Annotated in this window: 16 protein-coding genes and 1 tRNA gene; 13 read left to right on the top strand and 4 right to left on the bottom strand. The window is 71.0% G+C overall.

Features of this window, described 5'->3' with window-relative positions; genetic code table 11:
• Positions 1-22 precede the first annotated feature (22 nt).
• Entirely contained in the window at positions 23-1,204 is a 1,182-nt protein-coding gene (locus SM573_RS19425; protein WP_474616746.1) for a trans-sulfuration enzyme family protein, read from the top strand.
• Positions 1,205-1,587: 383 nt separating this feature from the next.
• On the opposite strand, the gene SM573_RS19420 is transcribed toward SM573_RS19425, so the two are convergent.
• Positions 1,588-1,664, bottom strand: a tRNA-Leu gene (locus tag SM573_RS19420).
• 95 nt (positions 1,665-1,759) lie between these two features.
• Between SM573_RS19420 and SM573_RS19415 the strand changes: the two genes are divergently transcribed.
• The 11 genes from SM573_RS19415 to polA all read left to right on the top strand — a co-directional run bounded on the left by SM573_RS19415 (position 1,760) and on the right by polA (position 14,405).
• Positions 1,760-2,380 (top strand): ANTAR domain-containing response regulator, encoded by a 621-nt coding sequence (locus SM573_RS19415; RefSeq protein WP_474614656.1) that lies wholly within the window; start codon positions 1,760-1,762, stop codon positions 2,378-2,380.
• A gap of 65 nt (positions 2,381-2,445) precedes the next feature.
• Positions 2,446-3,657, top strand: coding sequence for a hypothetical protein (locus SM573_RS19410; RefSeq protein ID WP_474616745.1), 1,212 nt, complete (start codon positions 2,446-2,448; stop codon positions 3,655-3,657).
• A 257-nt stretch (positions 3,658-3,914) separates the two neighbouring features.
• The gene (locus tag SM573_RS19405) at positions 3,915-5,075 is read left to right on the top strand and encodes a branched-chain amino acid ABC transporter substrate-binding protein (RefSeq protein WP_474614658.1); all 1,161 of its coding nucleotides are present in this window, start codon (positions 3,915-3,917) and stop codon (positions 5,073-5,075) included.
• A 107-nt stretch (positions 5,076-5,182) separates the two neighbouring features.
• Positions 5,183-6,133, top strand: a complete 951-nt coding sequence (locus SM573_RS19400) for a branched-chain amino acid ABC transporter permease (protein WP_474614659.1) — start codon at positions 5,183-5,185, stop codon at positions 6,131-6,133.
• Positions 6,130-7,275 (top strand): branched-chain amino acid ABC transporter permease, encoded by a 1,146-nt coding sequence (locus SM573_RS19395; protein ID WP_474614660.1) that lies wholly within the window; start codon positions 6,130-6,132, stop codon positions 7,273-7,275. The genes SM573_RS19400 and SM573_RS19395 overlap by 4 nt, the downstream gene beginning before the upstream one ends.
• Positions 7,268-8,113 (top strand): ABC transporter ATP-binding protein, encoded by an 846-nt coding sequence (locus tag SM573_RS19390; RefSeq protein WP_474614661.1) that lies wholly within the window; start codon positions 7,268-7,270, stop codon positions 8,111-8,113. Before SM573_RS19395 ends, SM573_RS19390 begins: the two co-directional genes overlap by 8 nt.
• Positions 8,103-8,813 (top strand): ABC transporter ATP-binding protein, encoded by a 711-nt coding sequence (locus tag SM573_RS19385; protein ID WP_474614662.1) that lies wholly within the window; start codon positions 8,103-8,105, stop codon positions 8,811-8,813. The genes SM573_RS19390 and SM573_RS19385 overlap by 11 nt, the downstream gene beginning before the upstream one ends.
• A 35-nt stretch (positions 8,814-8,848) precedes the next feature.
• The gene (locus tag SM573_RS19380; protein WP_474614663.1) at positions 8,849-9,760 is read left to right on the top strand and encodes an ABC transporter substrate-binding protein; all 912 of its coding nucleotides are present in this window, start codon (positions 8,849-8,851) and stop codon (positions 9,758-9,760) included.
• A gap of 2 nt (positions 9,761-9,762) precedes the next feature.
• Positions 9,763-10,737: an amino acid ABC transporter permease gene (locus SM573_RS19375; RefSeq protein WP_474614664.1), complete on the top strand. Its 975-nt coding sequence runs from the start codon at positions 9,763-9,765 to the stop codon at positions 10,735-10,737.
• Positions 10,734-11,543 (top strand): amino acid ABC transporter ATP-binding protein, encoded by an 810-nt coding sequence (locus SM573_RS19370; RefSeq protein WP_474614665.1) that lies wholly within the window; start codon positions 10,734-10,736, stop codon positions 11,541-11,543. Before SM573_RS19375 ends, SM573_RS19370 begins: the two co-directional genes overlap by 4 nt.
• 162 nt (positions 11,544-11,705) lie before the next feature.
• Positions 11,706-14,405, top strand: coding sequence for a DNA polymerase I (gene polA / locus SM573_RS19365; protein WP_474614666.1), 2,700 nt, complete (start codon positions 11,706-11,708; stop codon positions 14,403-14,405).
• A 34-nt stretch (positions 14,406-14,439) separates the two neighbouring features.
• Here the strand turns inward: polA and SM573_RS19360 are convergent, their stop codons facing one another.
• From SM573_RS19360 to SM573_RS19350, 3 genes are all read right to left on the bottom strand, one after another.
• Complete coding sequence (locus tag SM573_RS19360; RefSeq protein ID WP_474616744.1) at positions 14,440-14,907, bottom strand: DUF3140 domain-containing protein; 468 nt, start codon at positions 14,905-14,907, stop codon at positions 14,440-14,442.
• Positions 14,894-15,112 carry a hypervirulence associated TUDOR domain-containing protein gene (locus tag SM573_RS19355; RefSeq protein ID WP_474616743.1) on the bottom strand — a complete coding sequence of 73 codons (219 nt, stop codon included), beginning with the start codon at positions 15,110-15,112 and terminating at the stop codon, positions 14,894-14,896. Before SM573_RS19355 ends, SM573_RS19360 begins: the two co-directional genes overlap by 14 nt.
• 73 nt (positions 15,113-15,185) lie before the next feature.
• Entirely contained in the window at positions 15,186-15,989 is an 804-nt protein-coding gene (locus tag SM573_RS19350; protein WP_474616742.1) for a class I SAM-dependent methyltransferase, read from the bottom strand.
• 378 nt (positions 15,990-16,367) lie between these two features.
• Here SM573_RS19350 and rpsA point away from each other — a divergent pair, with 378 nt between their 5' ends.
• Complete coding sequence (gene rpsA, locus SM573_RS19345) at positions 16,368-17,849, top strand: 30S ribosomal protein S1 (RefSeq protein WP_474614670.1); 1,482 nt, start codon at positions 16,368-16,370, stop codon at positions 17,847-17,849.
• Positions 17,850-17,930: the final 81 nt, after the last annotated feature.

Below are 17,930 nucleotides of genomic sequence, written 5' to 3'. Positions count from 1 at the left end.
TCTGTTGCTTCGGATCGGCCTGATGTTCGACGCTACCGCCATGACGACGACCGTGGACACTCGCGCCGTGCACGCCGGGCGCGCCGACCTGACCGCCCTCGGCGTCCACGTACCGCCCATCGACCTCTCCACCACCAACCCGCTGCCGTCGGTCGCCGGTGGCGGCGACGCCTACGAGAACCTGGCCACCGGCGGACCGCTCACCCCCGGCGACAGCCCCGTCTACCAGCGGCTCTGGAACCCCACGGTGGCCCGGTTCGAGACCGCCCTCGCCGACCTCGAGGGCACCGCCGAATCGGTCGCCTTCGCCAGCGGCATGGCCGCGCTCACCGCCACCCTGCTCGCCGCCACCCGCGACGGTCGACGGCACGTCGTCGCGGTCCGCCCGCTCTACGGCGGCACCGACCACGTGCTCTCCACCGGCCTGCTCGGCACCACCGTCACCTGGGCCCGCCCCGACGAGATCGCCGCCGCCGTCCGGCCCGACACCGCGCTCGTCATCGTCGAGACGCCCGCCAACCCCACCCTCGACCTGGTCGACATCACCGCGCTCGCCCACGCCGCCGGCGAGGTGCCGCTGCTCGTCGACAACACCGTCGCCACCCCGGTGCTCCAGCAGCCCGCCCGGCACGGCGCCACCCTCGTGCTGCACAGCGCCACCAAGAGCATCGGCGGCCACGGTGACGTCCTCGCCGGCGTCGTGGCCTGCGACGGCGACTGGGCCGTCCGGCTCCGGCAGGTCCGCGCCGTGACCGGGGCGATCCTCCACCCGCTCGGCGCCTACCTGCTGCACCGCGGCCTCCAGACCCTGCCGGTCCGGGTGCGCGCGCAGCAGGCCGCCGCCGAGAAGCTGGCGGGGTGGCTCGCCGACCACCCCGCTGTCGCGCACGTGTACCACCCGTCCGTGCACGACCCGGCCGGTCTCGTCGGCCGGCAGATGAGCGGCACCGGCAGTCTGCTCGCCGTCGAGGTACGCGGCGGCGCGACGGCCGCCGCGGCCGTCGCCGGCGCCTGCCGCCTGATCACCCACGCCGTGTCCCTCGGCGGGGTGGACACCCTCATCCAGCACCCGGCCTCGCTCACCCACCGCCCCGTCGAGGGTGACGCGAAGCCGGCCGGCGGGCTGCTGCGGATCTCGGTCGGCCTCGAGGACCCCGAGGACCTGCGCACCGACCTGGAGCAGGCGCTCGCCGTGCTCGCCTGACCACCGACCTCCGCCGGCCCGGTCGCCCGTCCCCGGCGGGCCGCGATCCCGGCGCGCCGACCGCTCCACCGGCGCGGGCGGCGTCAGGACCTCGGGCCGACGTGCCGGTCGACCGCGGCGACCGCCGCGTGGCGGGCCCCGACAGCGCAGGCCGGTGGATCTGTCGGATTGTCGACCTGCGGCGAGCAGCGGAAGCACCGCCGCGCGGCGTCGACGACGGCGGGCCCGGGCCGGTCGACGCACCAGTGCCACACCGTGCCGTAGACCGGCGACAAGGACGTGGCGACCGAGCGGATGCCCTTGCCCTGAGCGCGGAGAGCACGGGCGCGGGCGCGAACGCGGGGTGGGTGCACGCCCGCATCATCGAACAGGCGTACGACGTTTGGTGCCCCCGGTGGGACTCGAACCCACACTGTCGGAGGTTTGAGCTCCGCCTCTCTGCCGGTTGGAGTACAGGGGCTTCCGCAATTCGGCGTGAACAGGTTACCCACTACGCTAAGGGCGGTGACACCCGGCTGGGCGTGTGTCGGGTTCTGACTGGTGGGGGTAGGGCTCGTGGCCGAGACGCAGACGGATGCCGAGCGCAGGCGCGTACTGATCGCGGAGGACGAGGCGCTCATCCGGCTGGACCTCGCCGAGATGCTGGTCGAAGAGGGCTACGAGGTGGTGGGCGAGGCCGGCGACGGCGAGACGGCCGTCCGCCTCGCCGAGGAGCTGAAGCCGGACCTGGTCATCCTCGACATCAAGATGCCGATCATGGACGGGCTGGCCGCCGCGGAGCGGATCGCCGGCGCCCGGATCGCCCCGGTGATCATCCTGACCGCGTTCAGCCAGCGCGACCTGGTCGAGCGCGCCCGGGCGGCGGGCGCCATGGCGTACCTCGTGAAGCCGTTCCAGAAGAGCGACCTGGTGCCGGCCGTGGAGATCGCGCTGTCCCGCTACTCCGAGATCGCCGCCCTCGAGGCCGAGGTGGCCGGTCTGACCGACCGCCTGGAGGTCCGCAAGACGGTCGAGCGCGCCAAGGGGGCGCTCATGACCACGTACGGGATGACCGAGCCGCAGGCGTTCAAGTGGATCCAGCGCACCGCGATGGACCACCGGATGACCATGAAGGAGGTCGCCGAGCGGATCCTCGTCGAGACCGCTGGCGGAGAGGCGCCGCGCCCGGCCTCCTGAGCGGGGCGACGGTGGGGGCCGCGCGGGGGAGCCACGGACGGCCCTCGATGGATAGCATCTGATCCGTGTCCGTCCGGCGCGCGGCCGTGCTGCTCGGCGTGGTGGCCGTCCTCCTCGCCGGCTGCGCGCGCGTCACGATGTTCGACCGCGATCCGCAGCCGGTGCGTCCGGCCTGGGCGGCGTTGACCCTTCCGGTGCCGCCGGGCGCGCCGGGTCGCGTCCTGCTGCGCGACGCGGTGGCCTGCGCCGAGCGGTGGTACGCCGTGGGCGGGGTGCGGGAGGCGGCGGGGGCGACGCGACCGGCGGTCTGGTCGAGTGCGGACGGCATCGTGTGGTCGGCGTCGCCGATGGCGCCGTCCAGTTTCTACGGGCGGCAGCACGTGCTCTACGCGGCCGCGTGCCGGGGTGACCAGCTGGCGGCCCTCGGCGCGGCGAACGGGGGTGTGCACGGCAACCCGCGCACCGGCACCTGGCTCGGAGCGGCCGACGGCGTGGTCCGGGAGGTGGCCGCGCCGTTCGAGCGGTTCGCCGGGCCGCGGGCGGTGAGCGCGTCGCGGATGGTCGCCGGGCCGGGCGGCTGGCTCGTCGTCGGGGCGCGGGTCGACGGGGCGGCGGTCTGGGCGTCCCCCGACGGCGAGGAGTTCACGCTGCGCGAGGGCCGGCCCGAGTTGGCCGGTGACGGGCGGGGCCGGACGGCGGCGTACGACGGGACGGCGTTCGGATCGGGTTGGCTCGTGGTGGGCGCCGTGCTGCCGGCCGGGACGACCGCGCTGGCGCCGTTGGCGTGGGTGTCGGCGGACGGCTCGACGTGGCGCCGGTCGGTCCTCCCGGCGCCGGACGGCCGGGGGCAGGCGCAGCGGGTGGTCTCGGTGGGTGCCGCCGTGGTGGCGGTCGGGCCGGCGGGTGACGGGTTCGCGGCCTGGCGTACGGAGCGGGGGGAGTCGGGGCCGGGGGAGCCGGCGGCCGGCGGGGCGGTGACCGGCTGGCGACGTGCCGGCGGGTTCGCGGCGGGCGGGTCGGGGGTGCCGTCGGTGGCGGGGCTGGCCGCGGCGGGTCGGGTCCTGGTGGCGGTGACCGGGGCGGGCGGGGGTCACGCACTGTGGTCCTCCGTCGATCTGGGGGATTCGTGGCGACAGATCGCGATGCCGGTAGAGGTACCGGACACGGGCGAAACGGCCGTCTCGGTGGCCGCGCGAGGAGATCGACTGCTGTTGACGGCCGACGACGGTCAGGGGTCCCGTGCCTGGTGGGCGCCGGTTTCGGAACACGCCTGGTAGCAGGCGGTGTCGATGTCGTCCCACACCTTGGAAAGGGTGGTGACGGGCGTGGGGAGCCGACGGTTCTTACAGCGATCGTTTCCGATCCGCCACGGCGTGTAACGGTTCGGTCAACCCGGTCGCTCGGGACTTACGCGCGGCTCTGCGGTGGGATAACGTCCGGCCCCAGACCGGAGACGACGGTCTGGTTCGTACGCTCCGCAAGGGCCAATGGCCAGCGGGTGGTTCGGACCATGGGACGGAGGAGGGTTCGGGCCTTGAGGCAGAAGCTCACGCGTGTGATCGGTGGAGTCGCCATGCTGGCGCTCGTCGCCGGCGGCGCCGCGTGCTCCAGCGGCGGTGACGACACGTCGTCCGGCGGCGACAAGTGCGGTAACAAGATCGGGTTCTTCGGCGCGCTGACCGGCAGCTCGGCGGCGCTCGGCATCAACGAGAACAACGGCGTCAAGCTGGCGGTCGACAAGTACAACAAGGAGAACGCCGACTGCAAGGTCGAGCTGGTCGAGCTGGACTCGCAGGGCAGCCCGGACCAGGCCCCGCAGTTGGCGCAGAAGGCCATCGACGACACGAAGCTCCTCGGCATCGTCGGCCCGGCCTACTCGGGTGAGTCGGAGGCGGCCGGCCCGCTGTTCAACGAGGCCGGTCTGGTCACCATCACCCCGTCGGCCACCCGTCCCAGCCTCGCCGAGCAGGGCTGGAAGACCTTCTTCCGCGCGGTCGGCAACGACCTCAGCCAGGGCCCGGCGGCCGGCACCTACATGAAGAACGTGATGAAGGCCGACCGCGTCTTCGTCATCGACGACCAATCCGCCTACGGCGCGGGCCTCGCCGACGAGGTCAAGAAGGTGCTCGGCCCGGCGGTCGTCGGCACCGACAAGGTCCAGGGCGAGGGCAAGCAGACCGAGTTCTCCGCGGTCGTCACCAAGGTCAAGGCCGCCAACGTGAAGGCGATCTTCTACGGCGGCTACTACCAGGAGGCCGGCCTGATCCGTAAGCAGCTCACCGCTGCCGGGGTCACCGCTCCGCTGGTCGCCGGTGACGGCGTCAACGACGGCGCGTACATCACCTCCGCCGGTGCGGCGGCCGCTGAGGGCACCATCCTCACCTGCCCGTGCCAGCCGGCCGCCGAGGCCCGTGGCACGTTCAAGGAGGAGTACAAGGCGCTCAACGGCACCGAGCCGGGCACCTACAGCGACACCGCCTACGACGCCGCGAACATCCTGCTCGCGGGCATCAAGGCCGGCAAGACCACCCGCCCGGCCCTGCTGGAGTTCGTGAAGGGCTACAGCGGCGAGGGTGTCGCGGCCACCTACAAGTTCGTCGAGGGTGGCGAGCTGGACCCGGCGCAGGTCAAGGTCTGGGCCTTCAAGGTGCAGGGCGGCCAGGTCGTCCCGGACCAGGAGATCCCGAAGGCCTGAGGCTGGTCGCTGCTACGGCGATTGAGTTTGTGATCGCGGGTGCGGCCGGGAGCTGGCTCCCGGCCGCACCCCCCTTTTCTCTCCAGACCTGACGGAGCGTCCCTCCCGTGAACTTCGACGGACTGTTCTCCAACTTCGGGGAACTCACGACGACCGGCCTGACGCAGGGGTCCATCTACGCCCTGGTCGCGCTCGGTTACACGCTGGTCTACGGCGTGCTCAGACTCATCAACTTCGCACACTCCGAGGTCTTCATCGCGGGCGCGTTCGCCGCGATCTGGACCTGGAACGGCTTCGGTCTCGACCAGAACTCGCAGGTCAGCGGCGTCGGGTCGATCCTCTTCTACCTGCTGGTGGCGATGATCGTCGCGGCGATCGCCTCCGCCGGCACGGCCACCGTCATCGAGCGGGTGGCGTACCGGCCGCTGCGGAGGCGCAACGCGCCGCCGCTGGCGTTCCTGATCACCGCGATCGGCGCCTCGATCGCCATCTCGGAGGCGTTCGGCATCTACACCCGGCGTCTGCCCGAGGGCGCCCCGATCCTGGTCAGCACGAAGCCGCTGTTCCACATCTTCGGGGTGCCGATCGACGGCGTCCAGCTGCTCACCGTCGGCGCCGCGCTGGTCATGATGGTCGCGTTGGACCAGTTCATCAACCGCAGCCGGGTCGGGCGCGGCATCCGGGCGGTCGCCCAGGACGCCAACACCGCCGCGCTGATGGGTGTGAACAAGGACCGGATCATCCTGATGGTCTTCATCGCCGGCGGCACGATGGCCGGCGTCGCCGGCCTGCTCTACGACGTGCGGATCCAGACGCTGACGTACAGCGTCGGCTTCCTGCTCGGCCTGAAGGCCTTCACCGCCGCGGTGCTCGGCGGCATCGGCAACCTGCGCGGGGCGCTGGTCGGCGGCCTGCTGCTGGGTGTGATCGAGAACTACGCGTCGGGCCTGTTCGGCACGCAGTGGAAGGACTTCGCCGCCTTCGCGGTGCTGGTGGTGCTGCTGATGTTCCGGCCCACCGGTCTGCTGGGCGAGTCGCTGGGGAGGGCGCGGGCATGACGACGACCGTTAACGGGCCGAGCCCGGAGCAGCGGGAAGCGTTCACGACGCGACTGCGGCACGGACGCGAGGCGATCTCCGAGCGGTGGCACCACGCGCCGCGCTGGGTGCGCTGGGTGCTGCTGGTGGCCGTGATCGCGTTCTTCTACGCGCTGCCGAACAGGGAGTTCTACCAGTACCTGGGGCCGATCCCGACCCCGGGCGCGAACTTCACGCAGGTCCTCTTCACCGTCTCCATCTACGTGCTGCTCGCCGTCGGGTTGAACATCGTGGTCGGCTTCGCCGGCCTGCTCGACCTCGGCTACTTCGGCTTCTTCGCCGTCGGCGCGTACACGGTGGCGGTGCTGACCTCGCCGAGCAGCGACATCAAGACGCTGTGGCCGTGGCTGCTGGTGGTGCCGATCGCGATCGCGCTGACCATGGTCTCCGGTGTCATGCTCGGCACGCCGACGCTGCGGCTGCGCGGTGACTACCTCGCGCTGGTGACGCTCGGCTTCGCCGAGATGATCCGGATCGCGGCGGTCTCCTCGGAGTTCCTGAAGGGCCAGCGGGGCTTCAACCAGATCCCGCACCCGCCGGGGCAGTACGCCGACGGCCGGCCGGTCTTCGGTGTGCTCGACGCCCGCCCGTACTACTGGCTGGTCCTCACGCTGATCATCGTGGTGGTGATCGGTGTGCGGAACCTGACCCACAGCCGGGTGGGCCGGGCCTGGATCTCGATCCGTGAGGACGAGGACGCGGCCCAGCTGATGGGCGTGCCGACGTTCAAGTTCAAGCTCTGGGCGTTCGCGGCGGGCGCGGCGATCGCGGGTCTGGCCGGTGCGCTCTTCGCCGGCAAGCAGAACTTCGTGAACTCGCAGAACTTCGAGCTGCTCAACTCGATCATCATCCTGGCCGCCGTGATCTTCGGCGGGTCCGGGAACATCGTCGGTGCGATCGTCGGCGGTGGCCTGGTCGCGTACATGATCGAGCGGTTCCGCGGCATCGAGCTGTTCGGCGTCGAGCTGTACGAATACCGGTTCCTCTTCTTCGGTCTGGTCCTCGTGGTGATGATGATCTTCCGGCCGCAGGGCCTGATCCCGAACCGGCGACGGGCGGCGGAGTTCAAGGACCGTCGCAAGGAGGTGACCGTCGGTGAGTGACACCGAGCAGAAGCCGGCCGTTCCGGCGCAGGCGACCGCCCCCGCGGTGGAGGCGGTACCCGAGCGGGAGCCGCTGCTGGAGGTGGACAACGTCACGCTGCGCTTCGGCGGCGTGGTCGCGCTCAACCAGGTGGACTTCACCCTGTACAAGGGGGAGATCCTCGGTCTGATCGGCCCCAACGGCGCCGGCAAGACCACCTGCTTCAACGCGATGACCGGCATCTACCAGCCCACCGAGGGCCAGATCCGGTTCCGGGGCGAGAAGATCAGTGGCAAGAAGCGCCACCAGATCACCCGCATGGGCATGGCCCGGACGTTCCAGAACATCCGGCTCTTCCCGGAGATGACGGCGCAGGAGAACGTGCTGGTCGGCGCGGACGCGCACCACAAGACCAGCGTGATCTCCGCGCTGCTGCGCCTGCCCCGGCACTGGAAGGAGGAGCGCGAGGGCCGCGAGAAGGCCGAGCGCCTGCTGGAGTTCGTCGGCATCCGGCACCGGATGCACGAGTTCGCCCGCAACCTCTCCTACGGCGAGCAGCGCCGGTTGGAGATCGCCCGCGCGCTGGCCACCGACCCGGTGCTGCTCTGCCTGGACGAGCCGGCCGCCGGCTTCAACCCGGCGGAGAAGGAGGAACTGCTCCAGCTCATCCGGCAGATCCGGGACACCGGCGTGACCGTGCTGCTCATCGAGCACGACATGCGCCTGGTCATGGGGGTCACCGACCGGATCGTGGTGCTGGAGTTCGGAAAGAAGATCGCCGAGGGGCTCCCCGCCGAGGTGCGGGACGACCCGAAGGTGATCGCGGCGTACCTGGGGGTGCCGGACGATGCTGCTTGAGATCGACGATGTGAGCCTGCTGTACGGGCGGATCCAGGCGCTGCACGGCATCAGCCTGACCGTGGACGAGGGCGAGATCGTGGCCCTGATCGGTGCCAACGGCGCCGGCAAGTCGACCACGATGCGCGCGATCTCCGGTATCCGGCCGGTCGCCAGCGGCCGCATCCGGTTCAACGGTGAGGACATCACGAAGCTCCGCGCCGACCTGCGGGTCCGCCGGGGCCTGTGCCAGGCCCCCGAGGGCCGCGGCATCTTCCCGGGCATGACCGTGCTGGAGAACCTGGACATGGGGGCCTACACCCGGCGGGACCGGGCGGGCATCGCGCAGGACCTCGACCGGGTGCTGAACCTGTTCCCCCGCCTGGCGGAACGGCGTAAGCAGCAAGGGGGTACCCTTTCCGGCGGTGAGCAGCAGATGCTCGCCGTCGGGCGGGCGCTGATGAGCCGGCCGAAGCTGCTGCTGCTCGATGAGCCATCGATGGGGCTGGCTCCGATGTTGATCCAGCAGATCTTCACCATCATCACGGAGATCAACGAGCAGGGCACCACCATCCTGCTGGTGGAGCAGAACGCGCAGCAGGCACTCGCCCGGGCGCACCGGGCGTACGTGCTGGAGACCGGCCGGATCGTCAAGAGCGGCACCGGCCAGGAACTCCTGCACGACCCGTCGGTCAAGGACGCCTACCTCGGCGTCGCCTGACCGGCCGCCACCCCTCATCGCAAGGAGTGCACGACATGTTCAACATCACTGGTCGGCGCCGGGCAGTGCTCGGCGCGACCGGGGCCGCCGCGCTGCTGCTCTCGCTCGCCGCCTGCGGGGAGAAGGAGAACACCGACCAGCCGGGTGCCGGCCCCGCCGTCAGCGCCTCCGCCGACTCCGCCCTCTCGGCCAAGGTGCCCGACGCGATCAAGGCCGACGGCGTGATCAAGGTCGGCACCGACTCGACGTACGCCCCGGCGGAGTTCCTGGACGCCGACGGCAAGACGGTGGTCGGGTTCGACATCGAGCTGTTCAACGCCGTGGCGCAGAAGCTCGGCCTCAAGGCCGAGTACGAGTCGGCGCCGTTCGACTCGATCCTGCCCGGCGTCGACTCCGGCAAGTACGAGATCGGCGTCTCCTCGTTCACCATCAACGCCGAGCGGCTGCAGAGCGTCAACATGGTGAGCTACTTCTCCGCGGGCACCCAGTGGGCCACCAAGGCCGGCAACCCGGCCAAGATCGACCCGAACGAGGCCTGCGGCAAGAAGATCGCCGTGCAGACCGGCACCGTGCAGCTCGACGACATCACCGCCCGGTCGAAGAAGTGCACCGACGCCGGCAAGCCGGCCATCACCATCGACCAGTACCAGGCGCAGAGCGACGCGACCGCCGCCGTGGTCAGCGGCAAGGACGACGCCATGCTCGCCGACTCGCCCGTCGGCGCGTACGCGGTGAAGCAGAGCAACGGCCAGCTGGAGCTGCTCGGTGACATCTACGAGTCGGCGCCGTACGGCTACGCGGTGAAGAAGGACCAGCAGGCCTTCGCCGAGGTGCTCAAGGAGGCCGTCCAGGCGGTCATCGCCGACGGCAGCTACAAGACGGCGCTGCAGAAGTGGGGCGTCGACGGCGGCGCCATCACCACGGCCGAACTGAACCCCGCCAGCTGACGATGTCCGTCGACGAAACATCCGAACGGGCACGGCCTGAAGCCATCAAGGCCGTGCCCGTACGGCACCCCGGGCGCTGGGTCGCGGTGGCCGTGATCGCCGTGCTGACGGCGATGTTCGTGCACATGCTGGTCACGAACAAGGCGTTCAACTGGGCGTTCATGGTCGACGAGATGTTCCGGCCGCCCATCATCGCGGGCCTGCGCGGCACGATCCTGCTGCTCGTGACGTCCATGGTGATCGGCATCGGGTTCGGCATCGTCCTCGCGATCATGCGGTTGTCGACGAACCCGATCCTGCGCGGCGTCTCCTGGGTCTACACCTGGTTCTTCCGGGCGGTGCCCCGGCTGGTGCTGGCGATCCTCTTCGGCAACCTGGGCATCCTCTGGGCCCGGATCGAGATCGGCCTGCCCTTCGACCGGCAGATCGGCGCCCTGTTCGGGCTCGAGAACTTCGAGGCCCGGCTGTTCGGGTTCTCGGCGGTGGAGATCCTCACCGGCTTCGTCGCCGGCATGCTCGCCCTGGGTCTCTCCGAGGCGGCGTACATGGCGGAGATCGTCCGTGCCGGCATCCAGTCGGTGGACGAGGGGCAGACCGAGGCGGCGCAGGCGCTCGGGCTCAGCCGCGCGCAGATCCTGCGCCGGATCGTGCTTCCCCAGGCCATGCGGGTGATCGTCCCGCCGACCGGCAACGAGACCATCGCGATGCTCAAGGACACCTCGCTGGTCTCCTTCGTGCCGGTCTCCACGGAGCTGTTCTTCCAGCTCCGGGCGGTGGGCAGCCGGACCTTCCAGGTCTTCCCGATGCTGGTGGCGGCCACCCTGTGGTACCTGGTGCTCACCAGCGTGCTGCTGGTCGGGCAGTTCTACCTGGAGCGGTACTTCGGCCGGGGCTTCGGCCGGACCGCCGACGGCCGCAGCCGGCTGCAGGGCTTCGGTGTGTGGGGCCGCAACACCGGAGGGGCGGGAGGCGCATGAGCGAGCTGACCGTGCCGGTCGAGGCCGGCACGTCCACGGCGGATCCGGGCCTGATGGTCCGGGCCGAGCAGGTGCACAAGTCGTTCGGGCCCCTCGAGGTGCTCAAGGGCATCGACCTGCAGGTCCGCGCCGGGGAGGTGTGCTGCCTGCTCGGGCCCTCGGGCTCGGGCAAGTCCACCTTCCTGCGCTGCATCAACCACCTCGAGAAGATCAACGCCGGCCGGATCTGGGTGGACGGCGAGCTGATCGGCTACCGGGAGCGCGGCGGGAAGCTGCACGAGCTGCGGGACAAGGAGGTGGCCGCGCAGCGCCGGGCGATCGGCATGGTGTTCCAGCGGTTCAACCTCTTCCCGCACATGACCGTGCTGCAGAACGTCGTCGAGGCGCCGGTGCTGCTCCGGCAGGCGAAGAAGGGCGAGGCCCGGGACCGGGCGGCCCAGCTGCTGGAGCGGGTCGGGCTGGGCGACAAGCTCGGCGCGTACCCCGGCCAGCTCTCCGGTGGCCAGCAGCAGCGGGTGGCGATCGCCCGGGCGCTGGCCATGCAGCCGAAGCTGATGCTCTTCGACGAGCCCACCAGCGCGCTGGACCCGGAGCTGGTCGGCGAGGTGCTCGACGTCATGAAGGACCTGGCCCGCGACGGTATGACCATGATCGTGGTGACCCACGAGATCGGCTTCGCCCGCGAGGTCGGCGACTCGCTGGTGTTCATGGACGGCGGCGTGGTCGTCGAGCAGGGCAACCCGCGCGAGGTGATCGCGAACCCGCGGCACGACCGGACGAAGGCCTTCCTGGCCAAGGTCCTCTGACGGCCCGCCCCACCCCTTCTGCGCCTGATCAAGAGGTTCGCGTCGGAACTCCGGCCCGGGCCGACGCGTACCTCTTGGTCACGGAAGCCCGGTGGGCCCGGGGCCGGTGGCGGGCGGGTCCGGGTGCGTGGGGATGTCGGGCGTACGGGCTAGAGTCGCCACGTGACAGCTACGACGCCGCGCCTGCTCCTCGTCGACGGACACTCCCTGGCATACCGGGCCTTCTTCGCCCTGCCGGTGGAAAACTTCTCCACCACGACCGGGCAGCCGACCAACGCGGTCTACGGCTTCACCTCCATGCTGATCAACGTGCTGCGCGACGAGCAGCCGACGCACATCGTCGTGGCGTTCGACGTCTCCCGCCGCTCCTTCCGCACCGAGAAGTACGCGGAGTACAAGGCCGGCCGCAGCGAGACGCCCACCGACTTCAAGGGCCAGGTCAGCCTGGTCAAGGAGGTCCTCGCGGCGCTGCGCATCCCGGTCGTGGAGAAGGAGGGCTACGAGGCTGACGACGTCATCGCGACGCTCGCCTGCCAGGCCCGTGACCAGGGCATGTCGGTGCTGATCACCACCGGCGACCGGGACGCCTTCCAGCTCGTCGACGAGCACATCACGGTGCTCTACCCGCGCAAGGGCGTCTCCGACCTGGCCCGGATGGACCCGGCGGCGGTCGAGGCGAAGTACGGCGTGCCCCCGCAGCGCTACCGCGACCTGGCCGCGCTGGTGGGTGAGACCAGCGACAACCTGCCCGGCATCCCCGGTGTCGGCCCGAAGACCGCCGCCAAGTGGATCACCACCTACGGCGGCGTCGAGGGCGTCGTGGCCCGGGCCGACGAGATCAAGGGCAAGGCCGGTGACAGCCTGCGCGAGCGGCTCGCCGACGTGATCCGCAACTACGACATCAACTGCCTGGTCTCCGACCTGGAACTGCCCCTGCGCCCGGAGGACACCCGCTGGCCCGGCTGGGATCGGGAGGCGGTGCACCAGGTCTTCGACACCCTGGAGTTCCGCATCCTGCGCGACCGGCTCTACCAGTACCTGGAGTCGGTCGAGCCGGAGGCCGAGGCCGGCTTCGACCTGGCCGGCGAGATGCTGACCTCGCCCGGCGCCGTCACCGCCTGGCTCGGCACGCACGCCCCGGCCGGCACCCCCGTCGGCGTGGCGGTCAAGCTCGACACCGGCCCCAACCGCCGGCACACCGCCACCGTGCTGGGCATGGCCGTGGCCACCGCCGGTGGCGCCGCCGGCTGGTTCGACCCGTCCCGCCTCGACGCCGCGGACGAGGCGGCCCTGGCCACCTGGCTCGCCGACGCGACGCGCCCCAAGGTGCTGCACGACAGCAAGCCGGCCGTGCTCGCCTTCGCCGCGCACGGCTGGTCGCTGGAGGGCATCGTCCGCGACACCCAGATCGCCGCCTACCTGGCCCGCCCCGACCAGCGCTCCTACGACCTGACCGACCTCGCGCTGCGCTACCTGCACCGCGAGCTGCGGGTCGACGCGCCGGAGACCGGCCAGCTCACCCTGGAGGGGCTCGGCAACGACGGCGAGGCCGAGCAGAACCTGATGCTCCAGGCCCGCGCCACGCTGGACCTGGCCGACGCCATCGACGCCGAGCTGTCCCGTGACGGCGAGCAGTCCGCCCGGCTGATGGCCGGGGTGGAGTTGCCGCTGATGCGGGTGCTCGCCGGCATGGAGCGCACCGGCATCGCCGCCGACACGCACTACCTGTCCGAGCTGGAGGCCCACTTCGCCGCCGAGGTGAAGGCCGCCGCGCAGGGCGCCTACGAGGCGGTCGGGCGGGAGTTCAACCTCGGCTCGCCCAAGCAGCTGCAGGAGATCCTCTTCGGTGAGCTGGGTCTGCCCAAGACCAAGCGGATCAAGACCGGCTACACCACCGACGCCGACGCGCTGCAGTGGCTCTACGCGCAGAACCCGCACCCGGTGCTGGCGCACCTGCTGCGCCACCGCGACGTGGCGAAGCTGAAGTCCACCGTCGACGGCCTGCTCAAGTCGGTCTCCGACGACGGGCGGATCCACACCACCTTCAACCAGACGGTGGCCGCCACCGGGCGGCTCTCCTCGACCGAGCCCAACCTGCAGAACATCCCCATCCGCACCGAGGAGGGCCGGCGGATCCGCCGGGCGTTCGTGGTGGGGGAGGGCTACGAGTGCCTGCTCACCGCCGACTACAGCCAGATCGAGATGCGGATCATGGCGCACCTGTCCTCCGACGACGCGCTGATCGACGCGTTCAACTCCGGCGCCGACTTCCACGCCGCCACGGCGTCGTCGGTGTTCGGGGTGCCGCTCGACGAGGTCACGCCCGACCAGCGGCGCAAGATCAAGGCGATGAACTACGGCCTGGCGTACGGGCTGAGCGCGTTCGGCCTCTCCCAACAGCTCGGGATCAGCACCGAGGAGGCGCGCGGCCTGATGGAGGACTACTTCTCCGGGTTCGGCGGCGTCCGCGACTACCTCCAGGAGGTGGTGGCCCGCGCCCGCCACGACGGCTACACCTCGACGATCCTGGGTCGCCGCCGTTACCTGCCGGACCTGGGCAGCGACAACCGGCAGCGGCGGGAGATCGCCGAGCGGATGGCCCTCAACGCCCCGATCCAGGGCTCCGCGGCCGACATCATCAAGGTCGCCATGCTGCGGGTCGACGCCGCGCTGCGCGAGGCCGGGCTCACCTCCCGGATGCTGCTGCAGGTGCACGACGAGCTGGTCTTCGAGGTGGCCCCGGGCGAGCGGCCGGCGCTGGAGGAGCTGGTGCGCCGGGAGATGGGCGCGGCCCACCCCCTGGCCGTGCCGCTGGAGGTCTCCGTCGGCGAGGGCCGAGACTGGAACAGCGCCGACCACTGATCGACGCGCGCGGGTAGAGGTCGCCGCCCGGGCGTCAGCTCGTCCGACGGGTCGGGCGACGCTCCGCGGGCTGCCGTCCGGCTCCCCGTCGTGACGTCGGCGGCGCGCCCCGGCGCTCCAGTGCCCGCCGGGACGGTCCGCCGGGCGGCGGCAGCGGTGCCTTGAGCGGGTCGTGTCCCCAGTTCATGAGGGAGAAGCGCCACTTGGTGTCGCGGACGTCGCCCGAGGGGCGTTGGGCCATGTGCCGGCGGACGTAGCCCACGACCTTGCGCATGTGCCGGAAGTCGGCCTCGGAGAGTTCGCTGCGCTTGCGCCGCAGCAGGTCGAGGATCCTGCGGCCCGACTCGTGCCCCACCGACTCGCCGGCCTTGGGCCCCTTCTTCCGCCAGCCCACGTGCTTGGACTCGTCGGTCTCCAGCCACTTCGACAGCTCGCCGGGCTTCATGTTCACCGCCTCGGTGAACTCCCGGTAGGTGTCCCGGTCGTCGTCAGCGGGGCTCACGGCGCAGCACCTCCGGTCGGTGGGCGACGTCCCGGCCCGAGTCGTCGTTGCGGATCCGGTACTGCGGCTCGTCCGTCGAGGCGTTCACGGCGTGCCCGCGTACGTGCGTCCGCTCGGTCAGCTTCTCCTGCACGACCCCGTACGCCCGGCCGCGGTGACTGGCCCAGGAGACGTGGTCGCCCCTGCGGAACTCCTTCTCGGCCATACGGTCCGCGTACCCGGCACCGGCGTGCGGAAACGACGCCGGTCAGGGGCCCGGCGACAGGCGGTGGCCGGGATCAGGCGGGCTTCTCGGCCACGAAGATCGCCGTGCCCGGGAAGAGCCGGCCGCGCAGGGGGCTCCACTGCCCCCAGATCCCGTCGTGCCCCTCCGGCCACTCCGGCTCCACCAGGTCGACCAGGCGGAACCCGGCGCCCACCAGTTCCCGGACCCGGTCGCCGAGGGTGCGGTGCTGCTCGACGTAGGTGGCCACGCCCGCGTCGTCCTGCTCGACGTACGGCCGGCGGTCGAAGTACGAGTGCACCGCCCGCAGGCCGCCCTCACCGGGATCGTCGAGGAAGATCCACCGCATCGGGTGGGTGACCGAGAAGACCCAGCGGGCGCCCGGGCGCAGCACCCGGAACACCTCCCGCATCAACGCGGTCGAGTCGGCCACGAACGGGATCGCCCCGAACGCGGTGCACGCGGTGTCGAACGCCGCGTCGGCGAAGGGCAGGGCGAGCGCGTCGGCCTGCACCAGCGGCACGCGTACGCCCGTGCGGTCGGCCGCGCGCGCGGCGTGGCGCAACATGCCGGCGGAGAGGTCCATGGCGACCGGGTGGGCGCCCTGGGTGGCCAGCCACCGGGAGGCCGCCGCGGCGCCGCAACCGACCTCCAGGATCCGGCGCCCGGCCAGGTCACCGAGGAGGTGTACGTCCGCCTCGCGGACCCCCTCCGGGCACCAGACGAAGTCCACGTCACCGAGGAAGGACCCGTGCTCGGCCTGGTAGTCGTCGGCGTCGGCGTCCCACCATCGGCGGCTGGCCACCCGGGCCTCGGCGTCGCCGACCCGGCGTCGGGTCACGCGGCTGTCGTCGTCCACCCGCTCACGCTAGGGCCTCGGCCGCCGTCCCGCCCGGGTGGGGCCGCCCGTCGCGGTCGTGGTGCCCCTGTGGCCGCTGTGACCCACGAGACAGCGGGGTGGATTTCCGGGCGATTTCTCGGCTTTTGCAGGTCACGGCGCGATGAGCAGGCGGGAGGGCTTGCACGCTGTGGTAATGCGCAAGGTAGGCTAGACGATGCGCTCGCGGATCGTGCACCTCGGCAGGGAGCAGGTGCGCGGTCACGAAGCCCACTGACGGCGCCACATCATTACATCTGGCAATCGTTCGGTGTGCCAAGCGACGGGTCCGCTGGCGCGACCGGGTCACCGCGACACCAGCCTGCTGTGACATCCCATCCGACCGGAGCAACCGCCCACATGACGAGCAGCATCGAGGCTCCCTCGAGCGCCACCAAGGTCACCGTCGACGACCTCGGCTCCGAGGAGGCTTTCCTCGCCGCGATCGACGAGACCATCAAGTACTTCAACGACGGCGACATTGTCGAAGGCACCGTCGTCAAGGTCGATCGGGACGAGGTCCTGCTCGACATCGGCTACAAGACCGAGGGCGTCATCCCCTCTCGGGAGCTGTCGATCAAGCACGACGTGGACCCGGCCGAGGTCGTGTCGGTCGGTGACCACATCGAGGCCCTTGTGCTCCAGAAGGAGGACAAGGAGGGTCGCCTGATCCTCTCGAAGAAGCGGGCGCAGTACGAGCGGGCCTGGGGCACGATCGAGAAGATCAAGGACGAGGACGGTGTCGTCCGCGGCTCGGTCATCGAGGTGGTCAAGGGTGGCCTCATCCTCGACATCGGCCTGCGTGGCTTCCTCCCCGCCTCCCTGGTCGAGATGCGGCGCGTGCGTGACCTGCAGCCGTACGTCGGCCGCGAGCTCGAGGCCAAGATCATCGAGCTGGACAAGAACCGCAACAACGTGGTCCTGTCCCGCCGGGCGTGGCTCGAGCAGACGCAGTCCGAGGTGCGCACCGAGTTCCTCAACAAGCTCCAGAAGGGCCAGGTCCGCAAGGGCGTCGTGTCCTCGATCGTCAACTTCGGCGCGTTCGTCGACCTCGGCGGCGTGGACGGTCTGGTTCACGTCTCCGAGCTCTCCTGGAAGCACATCGACCACCCGTCCGAGGTCGTCGAGGTGGGCCAGGAGGTCGAGGTCGAGGTCCTGGACGTCGACCTGGACCGCGAGCGGGTCTCGCTGTCGCTGAAGGCGACCCAGGAGGACCCGTGGCGTCAGTTCGCCCGCACCCACGCGATCCAGCAGATCGTGCCGGGTAAGGTCACCAAGCTGGTGCCGTTCGGTGCGTTCGTCCGGGTCGACGACGGCATCGAGGGCCTGGTCCACATCTCCGAGCTGGCCGAGCGCCACGTGGAGATCCCGGAGCAGGTCGTCCAGGTCGGCTCCGAGGTCATGGTCAAGGTCATCGACATCGACCTCGAGCGCCGCCGGATCTCGCTGTCGCTCAAGCAGGCCAACGAGGGCTTCGTCGAGGGCGAGGAGCACTTCGACCCGACCCTCTACGGCATGGCCGCGACCTACGACGCCGAGGGCAACTACATCTACCCGGAGGGCTTCGACCCGGAGACGGGCGAGTGGCTCGAGGGGTACGAGAAGCAGCGCGAGGCCTGGGAGCAGCAGTACGCCGAGGCGCGGCAGCGCTGGGAGGCGCACCAGAAGCAGGTGCAGAACTCCCGTGCCGCCGAGGCCGAGGCCGCTGCCAACCCGGCTCCGGCCGTCACCGGCGCCGCCACCACCAGCGCGGCCCCGGCCCGGCAGGAGGAGCCGTCCGGCACCCTCGCCACCGACGAGGCGCTCGCCGCCCTGCGGGAGAAGCTCGCCGGCGGCAAGTGACCCGTACGACGGCTCCGACCCGGCGTGTCTGACGCGCCGTGACCCGGAACCGTCGGCGACGACGACGGGCCCCGTCCCCGC

The sequence above is a fragment of the Micromonospora xinjiangensis genome, from assembly GCF_056150165.1.
Note: the sequence above shows the minus strand (reverse complement) of the source record. Positions and strands in the feature narration are given on the sequence as shown.